We start from the raw sequence: 2,516 nt of genomic DNA on the forward strand, positions 1-2,516 counted from the left end.
GTAAGCGTCAGCCGATCCCGGCCTTGAGTTGATGGTGCTGGTTCGCCGAAGTGGTTGTCATGACGGACAGCACGACAACGACGCCACTCCTTAGTCCCTCGTATGACGGTAGTAAGAGCGGGTCCGGTGCCCGCACAGGCCGCGGCGTCGAGGTTCGTGTGCGGGAGGTCCGGCGCCGGAACTGGTCGACGGAGGAGCGGCTGCGGATTGTCCGGGAGACGCTGGAGCCCGGCGTGATCGTTCAGGCGGTGGCGGACCAGCACGGCGTCAGCACCGGCCAGCTCTACACCTGGCGCAAGCAGATGCTGGCCACGGCGATGGCGGGCTTTGTGCCGGTGGAGGTGGTGCCGCAGGCGCCGCAGCTCCCGTCGCCCGGCCCGGCCATGTCGCCTGACAGCTGCGTGCCGTCTGGCATGATCGAGATCACGCTGCCCTCCGGCGCCAGCATTCGCATCACCGGATGCGCCGACGCCGCGACGCTGCGCGTCGTGCTGGCCGGGATGGGTGGGCGTTGATGCTGGGCCCGCCGCCGGGTACGCGGGTGTTCCTTGCCTGCGGCACGACGGATATGCGCAAGGGCTTTGACGGTCTGGCCGCGCAGGTGCAGACGGTGCTGGCGCAGGATCCCTACAGCGGCGCGATGTTCTGCTTTCGCGGCCGCCGCGGCGACCTGCTCAAGATTCTGGTCTGGGACGGACAGGGCCTGATCCTCATCGCCAAGAGGCTGGAGAAGGGCAGGTTCGTCTGGCCGCAGACGCAGGCTGGCGTCGTCTCACTGACTGCAGCGCAGCTCTCGATGCTGTTCGAGGGGATCGACTGGCGCATGCCCGCCTGGACTGCGCGGCCGCAGGCCACGGTGTAGCCAATCCGCCATTGCAGCGGCCATCGCCTTGCGTAGAATCATGATGTGCACGCCGCGTCGTTCGACACGCCTGACGCCGAAATCGCAGCGCTCCGCGCGCTGCTGGCGGAACGCGACGCGGTGCTGGCCGAGCGCGATGCCGAATTGCGCAACGCGACCTTCGAGATCGAGAAGCTGAAGGTGCAGCTCGCCACGCTGCGGCGGGACCGCTACGGCAAGTCGTCGGAGAAGCTGGCTGCCGAGATCGGCCAACTCGAGATGCTGATCGGCGATGCCGAGGAGGACCAGGCGCAGGCCGCGGCCCGGGCGGAGGCCAAGGCCGGGACGAACGGCCAGCCTGGCAACCAGCGGCGCCCTGCGCTCCGCAAGCCGCTGCCGGAGCATCTGCCGCGCGAGACGATCCTGCACGAGCCGGTATTCGCCTGCCGCTGCGGCTGCACCGACCCGAAGCGCCTGACCAGGCTGGGCGAGGACGTCACAGAGGTGCTGGAGAAGATCCCGGCCCGGCTGAAGGTCATCCGCCACGTCCGCCCGCGCTACGCCTGCCGGGCCTGCGAGGCTGTCCTGCAGGCGCCCGCCCCCGACCTGCCGATCGAGAAGGGGCGGCCGGGTCCTGGCCTGCTCGCGCATGTGCTGGTCTCGAAGTATCTCGACGGCCTGCCGCTGTATCGCCTCTCGACCATCCTGGCGCGCGAGGGCGTGGAGATCGAGCGGCAGACCCTGGCCGACTGGGTTGGCCGCGGCGCCTGGTGGCTGAGTCGCGTGGCTGAGGCGATCGGCGCCTATGCCCTGCGGCACGGCATCATCTGGACCGACGACACACCGATCGCCGTGCTGGCGCCAGGGCGCGGCCGGACGCGTGAGGGGCGGTTCTGGGTCTATGCCATCGACCCGAGGCCCTGGAAGGGTCATGGGCCGCCCGCGGCGTTCTACCGCTACTCGCCGGACCGCAAGGGCGAGCGGCCCCGCGGACACCTCGAGGACTTCGATGGCTGGCTGCATGCCGATGGCTACACCGGCTACGACGCGCTGGCACGGCCGCGCGGCAACCAGCCGCCGCAGGTCATCCACGTCGCCTGCTGGGCGCATGCCAGGCGCAAGCTGTTCGAGGTGTTCGAGGCCACGAAGTCGCCGATCGCCGAGGAGGCGTTGCAGCGCATCGCCGCACTTTACGGCATCGAGGCCGAGATCAACGGCAAACCCGCCGATCAGCGCCGTGCCGAGCGTCAGGCCCGCAGCAAGCCGCTGCTCGACGACCTGCATGACTGGATGCAGACGCAGCGGCGCCGGTTGTCCGGCAAGTCGACGCTAGGCAAGGCGATGCAATACGCGCTGAACCGATGGGAGGCGCTGGCGCGCTATCTCGAGGACGGCAGGCTCTCAATCGACAATAACCTCGCCGAGCGGCTGCTGCGCGGCATTGCTTTGACGAGGAAGAATTTTCTGTTCCTCGGATCGGACGCAGGCGGCGACCGCGCCGCCATCATTTACACCGTCGCCGAGACCGCGAAGCTGAACGGCCTGGACCCAGAAGCCTACATTGCCGCCGTGCTCGACCGCCTCGCCCGCGGCCACACCATCGACCGCCTTGACGAACTCCTGCCGTGGAACTTCACGCCCGCCGGGTCACCTGCGGGGACCGGCTGACGCTTAC

3 protein-coding genes are annotated in these 2,516 nt (G+C 69.0%); all 3 read left to right on the forward strand.

Annotated elements, in window-relative coordinates; translation table 11 throughout:
- Nucleotides 1-59: 59 nt before the first annotated feature.
- The 3 genes from tnpA to tnpC are packed head-to-tail and all read left to right on the forward strand — an operon-like array spanning nucleotide 60 to nucleotide 2,509.
- Nucleotides 60-515: an IS66-like element accessory protein TnpA gene (tnpA, locus tag J3S20_RS29770; protein WP_216840554.1), complete on the forward strand. Its 456-nt coding sequence runs from the start codon at nucleotides 60-62 to the stop codon at nucleotides 513-515.
- Entirely contained in the window at nucleotides 515-862 is a 348-nt protein-coding gene (gene tnpB / locus J3S20_RS29775; protein ID WP_216840555.1) for an IS66 family insertion sequence element accessory protein TnpB, read from the forward strand. The genes tnpA and tnpB overlap by 1 nt, the downstream gene beginning before the upstream one ends.
- A gap of 45 nt (nucleotides 863-907) precedes the next feature.
- Entirely contained in the window at nucleotides 908-2,509 is a 1,602-nt protein-coding gene (gene tnpC / locus J3S20_RS29780; protein ID WP_216840556.1) for an IS66 family transposase, read from the forward strand.
- Nucleotides 2,510-2,516: the final 7 nt, after the last annotated feature.

It is taken from the genome of Falsiroseomonas tokyonensis (assembly GCF_019024325.1).
Classification (GTDB): Bacteria; Pseudomonadota; Alphaproteobacteria; order Acetobacterales; family Acetobacteraceae; genus Falsiroseomonas; species Falsiroseomonas tokyonensis.

Excerpts from the sequence above, each read along its gene's own strand:
- tnpA (WP_216840554.1), top strand. The coding sequence starts at position 60 with ATGACGGACAGCACGACAACGACGCCACTCCTTAGTCCCTCGTATGAC.
- tnpB (WP_216840555.1), top strand. The coding sequence starts at position 515 with ATGCTGGGCCCGCCGCCGGGTACGCGGGTGTTCCTTGCCTGCGGCACG.